Here is a 619-nt window from a genome sequence, read left to right as displayed (position 1 = left end):
TCTGGAAGATTGAGATCTTGCTTGTCTGGTTTTTGATACTTGGATTTTAATAATAAACTTATTTGCCCATTAGCTTCCAATATACCGTATTTGACTTCGCGAACTGAAAAGACATTATTTTGACGGAGTATACTCAATACTTGATTTACATCCAATTTGTTCTTTGTAAGTAACTTCCTGTCCATAACACCATCTCGAATGATGATGTTAGGATTGCCTAATAAGAGAGAACGTGTCGATTTATTTTTTAGAGTCATAAACTCTATTCCAAACATAAGAAACGTCCACAATCCGATGGCATATAAAAAATGAAAAATCCCTACCTTATCTTCATAAATGGTATTTCCTAAAAGATCTCCAAGTACTAACACAAAAACTAAGTGAAACGGGGTTAACTGATAGATGGATGTTCTGCCTGTTATGATAATGATAAAAAATAAAGTGGCAAAACCAACGATGACTTTGATCGTCAGTAAACCAATATTGACTTCTTCCAACGTTTTTTCCTCCAATTTAAATTTTACTTAGTTGTAAGATCTTGAGGTTTAGATAAAGAGGCTAGTTTTAGTATTAAAGCTCGAGTTACAATTCCAACCATGATGTAATATATGAATGAATA

The 619-nt window shown here is 32.5% G+C and carries 1 protein-coding gene; it reads right to left on the bottom strand.

Annotated elements, in window-relative coordinates; all coding sequences use genetic code 11:
* Positions 1–497: DUF421 domain-containing protein (locus tag ADJ83_RS20250; protein WP_048718919.1), on the bottom strand; the 497-nt coding region annotated here is incomplete at its 3' end.
* Positions 498–619 lie beyond the last annotated feature (122 nt).

The sequence above is a fragment of the Bacillus sp. 522_BSPC genome, assembly GCF_001076885.1.
GTDB lineage: Bacteria > Bacillota > Bacilli > Bacillales > Cytobacillaceae > Niallia > Niallia hominis.
Note: the sequence above shows the minus strand (reverse complement) of the source record. Positions and strands in the feature narration are given on the sequence as shown.